This is a genomic window from Streptomyces millisiae, from assembly GCF_031845425.1.
GTDB lineage: Bacteria > Actinomycetota > Actinomycetes > Streptomycetales > Streptomycetaceae > Streptomyces > Streptomyces millisiae.
Genome location: NZ_JAVREM010000138.1, coordinates 1 through 5,678 on the forward strand (window position 1 = coordinate 1; position 5,678 = coordinate 5,678).

Here is a 5,678-nt window from a genome sequence, read left to right on the forward strand (position 1 = left end):
GAGCAAGAACGACGCGACGCCTTCCCCAACTGGCTCCACACCTACAATCACCACCGCGGACACACCGCACTCAAAGGCCAACCACCCGCCAGCCGCGTCCCCAACCTCACAGGGCAATACACCTAGGCCGCCGGTACGGCGCGCTCCACCAGCTTCCAGACCTGCTCGACCGAGTCCAGGGCGCGGGCCTCCGCGGCCAGCGCCACGCAGTCGGCCTGCCGCAGCCCGCGCACCCTGGCCCGCACCGCGTCCAGCGCGCCGGGGGCCACCGACAGCACGTCGCAGCCGAGGCCGAGCAGCAGCGGGACGAGCAGCGGGTGGGCCGCGGCGTCGCCGCAGACCGAGACCGGCCGGCCGTGCCGGCGCCCGGCCTCCGCCACCTCGCCGATGGCCCGCAACACCGTCGGGTGGGCGGCGAGCGCCGGGGTGGCGGCCGGGTCCCTGCGGTCCACGCCCAGCAGTTGGCACGTCAGGTCGTTGCTGCCGATGGAGAGGAACGCCGCGTCGCGGGCCAGCTCGTCCACCGCGGCCACCGCCTCGGACAGCTCCACCATCACGCCGAGCGGCGGCGCCGCCACGCCGAGCTCGGCGGCGGCCCGGTCGAGCAGCGCCCGGCAGGCCGCGAGCTCCTGGGGCGAGGCCACCATCGGGATCATGATCCGCAGGTCGGCGCCCGCGGTGCCGGCCGCCGCCAGCAGCGCCCGGAACTGGTCGGCGAACGCGTCGGGCGCGGCCAGCATCAGCGGCAGCCCGCGCCCGATCCGGCCACCCGGGTTGGCGGCGGCGAGGAACGGCGGCAGCTTGTCGTCGGCGAAGTCCAGCGTGCGCACCACCACGGGACGGCCGGCGAGCGCCCGCAGCACCGGCGCGACGGCGGCCACGTGCTGCTCCCGGCTCGGCCAGGCGGCGGCGTCCAGGAACGGCAGCTCGGTGCGGAGCAGGCCGACGCCCTCCGCGTTGGCGGCCAGCGCGGCCCGCGCGTCGTCGGCGGTGGCCACGTTGGCGCGCAGCACCATCCGGTGGCCGTCCGTGGTCTCCGCGGGCAGGTGCCGGCCGGCGGCCAGCGCGGCCCGCCGCTCGCGGGCCGTGGCGAGTGCGGCCAGCGCGGCGGCCCGCTCCTCGGCGACCGGGTGGGCGGTGGCGGCCGGGGTGCCGTTCGCGCCGCCGTCGACCAGGACCTCGACCCCGTCGGGGAGGTCGAGCAGCCCGGGGTCCGCGGTCAGCAGCAGCGGGATGCCGAGCGAACGGGCGACGATCGCGGCGTGCGAGTTCGGGCCGCCGGCGAGGGTGACGGCCGCGCCGACCGCGCGGCCCGGCTCCAGCAGGTCCGCGGCGCCGATCTCCCGGGCCGCGAGCACCAGCGGTTCTCCCGGCGCGTCCGTCTCCGGCGCGCGCTCGCCGGCCAGCCAGGCCAGGGCGCGGCGGCCCACCTGCCGGATGTCGGCGGCGCGCTCGGCGAGCACCGGGTCGTCGAGCGCGGCCATCGCGTCGGCGTACTGGGCGACCGTCTCGTCGATCGCCCTGGCCGGCGGCAGCCCCGCGGTGGCCCGGGCGACGGCGCCGGCCCGCAGCTCGGGATCGCCGGCGATCTGGCCGCCGACCTCCATGATGTCGGCCTGCTCGGCCCGCCCCTGGCCGCGCAGCGTCTCGGCGAGCGCGAACAGCCGGGCGGCGACGGCCTCCAGGGCTTCGCCGACCAGCGACTCCGGGTCGCCGGCCGGGGCGGCGTCGAGATCGACCGGGCGGTCGGTGCGCAGCAGCCGGCCGAGGCCGATGCCGGGCGCGGCGGCCTGTCCAGGGAAGCGCAGCGGCGTGGTGGGGGCGGTCATCGCGTGGTCTCCGATCGGGCGGCCGCGTCCGCCAGGGCGCGGAAGAGCAGGGCGGTCGAGGCGGCGCCGGGATCCTGGTGGCCGACGCTGCGCGGGCCCAGGTAGGCCGCCCGGCCGCGCCTGGCCTGGAGCGGGATGGTCTCGCGCGCGCCGCGCTCGGCGGCCTCGGCCGCGGCGTCGGCGGCGGCCGGGAGGGCGTCGCCGGCCGCCGTCCGGCGTGCGAAGGCGTCGACGGCGGGCGCGAAGGCGTCGATCATGGTCTTGTCACCCGGGGCCGCGGCGCCCAGCTCGCGGGCCGCGTCCAGCGCCGCGGCGAGGGCGGTGGCCAGGTCGGCGTCCGGGGTGGCGAGCGTGCGGCCGAGCGCCCGGAAGGCGCTGCCGTACAGCGGTCCCGCGGCGCCGCCCACGCCGCTGACCAGCAGGTGCCCGGTGGCGGTCAGCAGGTCGGCGGCCGAGCCCGGCGGCCGGTCGTCCAGGGCGGTGACCACGGTGGCGAAGCCACGCCGCATGTTGGTGCCGTGGTCGGCGTCACCGATGGCCGAGTCGAGCTGCGTGAGCCGCTCCTCGTGCTCGGTCATGGCCGCGGCGACGGCCCGCACCCAGGACAGTGCGAGATCGGTGTCCACGGGGTCTCCCAACTCCCCAGGTGCCGGACTCCCCAGATGCCCGGAAAGGGGTTCGTCATCGCTGAACGTTGATCGGAAGTTAAGCACGCGTTCCGGGGGTGTCAAGCGGCGGGTGTGGGTGTCGGCACGGTGGGTGGCGCGCTCGGGTCGTGACCCCGCCGCGGTGGGCGGGCGGCGCCGCGCGGGGCGCCGAGATCACGGGACAGGTTGCGGGCCGTCTCGCGCACCGCCACCGCGAGCTCCTGCCTGACCGGCTCGGCGAGCAGCCGCTCGACCGGGCCCACCACGCCGATCGCCCCGGCCACCTCGCCGCCGCGCCCGAACACCGGGGCCGCGATCCCGGCGTCGCCGAGCGCCGACTCCTGGTCCTCCAGGGTGTAACCGGTGGTCAGGGCCGCGTCGAGCTGGGCGCGCAGCGCCTCGGGGTCGGTCACGCTGGCCCCCGTGAGCACCCCGAGCCGGCCGGCGAGCAGCCGCTCGCGCGCCTCGTCCGGGGCCCAGGCCACCATGGCCTTGCCCAGGGCGCAGGTGTTCCACGGGATGCTGGCGCCCACCTCCAGGATCTGCACGGCGCCGGCCGGCCGGAACGCGTGGTGCACCACCAGCACGTGGTCCCCGGTGAGCACCGCCACCCACACCGCCTCGCCGGCCCGCGAGGCGAGCAGGTCGGCCCAGGTCAGCGAGCGGGTCCGCAGCTCCTGGGTGTCCAGGTAGGCGTTGCCGAGCAGCAGCAGGTCGGGGCCGAGCAGGTACTTGGAGCTCTCCGGGTCCTGGGTGACCATGCCCTCGGCCTCCAGCGTGCGCAGCAGCGCGTGCGCCGTGGGCTTGGCGACGCCGAGGCGGTCGGCGAGCTCGGTGACGCCGAGCCGGGGCCCCGCTGTGGCCAGCTCCCGCAGGATCTGGACCGCCCGCTGCACCGCCTGGACCATGGCCACTCCCTCGTCCCCTGAGCTGTGAGGTGTTCAGTATTGCTGAATCGCGTTCCGGTATTTAACATCGGCGTTCATGGGCGCACCCGTCGGCATGGTACTCGCGCCGCCCACGGGGTCGACCTCCCGTCCTTCGCCGCAACCCCCAAGGAGGCACGCCATGTCGGCACGCTCCGAGACCACCGTGATCCTGCCCGCCAACCTGCACGCCCGCCCCGCCGGCCAGCTCACCAAGGCCGCCGCCGGCTTCCAGAGCACGATCGAGCTCGACTACGCGGGGCGCACCGTCAACGCGGCCAGCGTGCTCGGCGTCATGGGACTCGGCGCCACCGCGGGCGCCTCCGTCACGGTTCGCGCCACCGGCGAGGACGCCGACGAGGCCGCCAAGGCGATAGCGGAGATCCTGGCGACCGCCGAGTGACCGCCCGCGCGTCCGGGTGGGCCTCCGGGTGGGCGCGACTCACGGCTGGCCCTGCCGCCAGCCCAGCTTGATCAGCAGGTTCTTCGCCTCGTCCGCCACCTTCTCGTCCGCCACCACGTCGTAGCGCGCCGCCACGATCTGGCTGCGCGACGAGAAGTCCCGGCGGCCCCTGGTGACGGCGTGCGAGGCGAAGCCCCAGATCGCGCCGAAGACGAGGCCGTAGACCAGGCCGGCGAAGATCAGCACCAGCACGTGGTGGTTGTTGGCGCTGAACGCCGTCAGGAACAGGCCGACCAGCAGTCCGAACCAGGCGCCGGTGGCCATCCCGGCCAGCGCCGCCCGGCCCAGCGTCAGCCGGCCGAGCACCGTCTCCACCATCCGCAGGTCGCTGCCGATGATCGCGGTGTGCTCCACCGGGAAGTGGTTGTCGGAGAGGAAGTCGACCGCGCGCTGCGCACCCTCGTAGTCCGGGTACGAGCCGACGACCGGCCGATCGACCGCCGGGGGCTGGGTCATCGCGGGCTCCCTTCCTGGCTCACCCACCAGCGTGCGACCGCCCCGGCGAGCCCGCAACGCGAGCCCCGGGCCCGCCCGGGCCGACCATCGGCCTAGGATGGGCGTGTGACACGGCGGCGATACCCCCACCCGGCATGGCGCGCGCCGCGCTGGGCCGCGGGACCGCTGACCGTGCTCGCCCTGCTCGCCGGCCTGCTGGCGATGCACGGCCTGGCCCCCTCGGTGACGGTTGCCGCGGCCCCCGCGCACCAGTCGGAGATGGCCGCGGACGACGGCATGTCGGCCACGGCCGAGCGGCTCTGTCACGAGTCGGGCGGCCACCCGGAGCACGCCGACCCCGCCTGCGCCGCGGCCGCCGTCGGCGGCACCCACGCGCCGCAGGCGCCCACGCTCTCGCCGCTCGCCCCCGCCGTGGCCACCCAGGCCGGCGCGCCGGGCCCTGGCCCGGCCCACGACCCGGGCGGCCGGGCCCCGCCCTCGCTCAGCGAACTGCAACTCCTCCGCATATAGGGGCACCCACGGCGGCCACCCCGGCCGCCGCCACGCCATGCCATGCCCTTTCATGCCTTCGTCCCTTTTCAGGGACACGTACAGGAGTCGCACCACCATGACCACACACCGTTCCCCCCTGCGCGCCCGGCTGCGCCGCGCCGCCGCCCTGTCCGCCGCCGGCCTGACGGCGACCGCCGTCCTCGTCGCCTGCGGCACCGAGGAAGGCGACTCGGACGCCGGCCACTCCGGCGGCCACGACAGCGCCGAGAGCCAGACCCCGTCGGAGGGCTCCGAGGAGTCCGAACAGTCCGAGCAGTCCGAGCCTGGAGCCGAGTGGAACGACGCCGACGTGGCGTTCGCCCAGGGGATGATCCCGCACCACCGCCAGGCCGTGGAGATGGCCGAGCTCGCCGCGTCCCGCGCCGAGTCACCCGAGGTCGTCGAGCTGGCCGAGGCGATCGAGGCCGCCCAGGCGCCCGAGATCGCGACGCTCACGGAGTGGCTGACGGCCTGGGGCGAGGACGTCCCGGCCGAGGACGAGGACCACTCGGGCCACGACATGGCCGGAATGATGTCGCCGGACGACATGTCCACGCTGGAGCAGTCCGACGGCGCCGAGTTCGACGCGGCGTTCCTACGGATGATGATCGAGCACCACGAGGGCGCCGTCGAGATGGCGGAGACCGAGCAGTCCGGCGGGGCGTACCAGCCCGCGCTCGACATGGCCGCGGACATCGTCGCCACGCAGGGCGACGAGATCGCCCGGATGAACGAGCTCATCGACGCGGCGTAGCGCTCCCGCGCGGGTCCGCCGCCGCGCTCCCGCGCGGGGCGGCGGCGGCCCCGCGCGGGGCCGCCGCCGCCC

The 5,678-nt window shown here is 76.4% G+C and carries 7 protein-coding genes and 1 pseudogene; 4 read left to right on the top strand and 4 right to left on the bottom strand.

Translation table 11 applies throughout. The features are described 5' to 3' along the window. Nucleotides 1-126 (top strand): annotated as a pseudogene (locus RNC47_RS35655) (IS481 family transposase); the annotation flags it as partial. Here the strand turns inward: RNC47_RS35655 and RNC47_RS35660 are convergent. The 3 genes from RNC47_RS35660 to RNC47_RS35670 form a co-directional block, all read right to left on the bottom strand. After that, nucleotides 123-1,829 (bottom strand): putative PEP-binding protein, encoded by a 1,707-nt coding sequence (locus tag RNC47_RS35660; protein WP_311604970.1) that lies wholly within the window; start codon nucleotides 1,827-1,829, stop codon nucleotides 123-125. The pseudogene RNC47_RS35655 and the gene RNC47_RS35660 overlap by 4 nt on opposite strands. After that, on the bottom strand, nucleotides 1,826-2,455 hold the full coding sequence (dhaL, locus tag RNC47_RS35665; protein WP_394814953.1) for a dihydroxyacetone kinase subunit DhaL: 630 nt from the start codon (nucleotides 2,453-2,455) through the stop codon (nucleotides 1,826-1,828). Before dhaL ends, RNC47_RS35660 begins: the two co-directional genes overlap by 4 nt. Nucleotides 2,456-2,556: 101 nt before the next feature. Next, the gene (locus tag RNC47_RS35670) at nucleotides 2,557-3,384 is read right to left on the bottom strand and encodes an IclR family transcriptional regulator (protein ID WP_311604971.1); all 828 of its coding nucleotides are present in this window, start codon (nucleotides 3,382-3,384) and stop codon (nucleotides 2,557-2,559) included. 160 nt (nucleotides 3,385-3,544) lie between these two features. Here RNC47_RS35670 and RNC47_RS35675 point away from each other — a divergent pair, with 160 nt between their 5' ends. Next, nucleotides 3,545-3,805, top strand: coding sequence for an HPr family phosphocarrier protein (locus RNC47_RS35675; protein ID WP_311604972.1), 261 nt, complete (start codon nucleotides 3,545-3,547; stop codon nucleotides 3,803-3,805). A 39-nt stretch (nucleotides 3,806-3,844) separates the two neighbouring features. Here RNC47_RS35675 and RNC47_RS35680 read toward each other — a convergent pair whose 3' ends face one another. Continuing rightward, the gene (locus tag RNC47_RS35680) at nucleotides 3,845-4,321 is read right to left on the bottom strand and encodes a general stress protein (RefSeq protein ID WP_311604973.1); all 477 of its coding nucleotides are present in this window, start codon (nucleotides 4,319-4,321) and stop codon (nucleotides 3,845-3,847) included. 105 nt (nucleotides 4,322-4,426) lie between these two features. On the opposite strand from RNC47_RS35680, the gene RNC47_RS35685 reads away from it, so the two are divergent. Together RNC47_RS35685 and RNC47_RS35690 are read left to right on the top strand one after the other, a co-directional pair. Then, nucleotides 4,427-4,831, top strand: a complete 405-nt coding sequence (locus RNC47_RS35685) for a DUF6153 family protein (RefSeq protein ID WP_311604974.1) — start codon at nucleotides 4,427-4,429, stop codon at nucleotides 4,829-4,831. A gap of 97 nt (nucleotides 4,832-4,928) precedes the next feature. Continuing rightward, nucleotides 4,929-5,606 (top strand): DUF305 domain-containing protein, encoded by a 678-nt coding sequence (locus tag RNC47_RS35690; RefSeq protein WP_311604976.1) that lies wholly within the window; start codon nucleotides 4,929-4,931, stop codon nucleotides 5,604-5,606. Nucleotides 5,607-5,678: the final 72 nt, after the last annotated feature.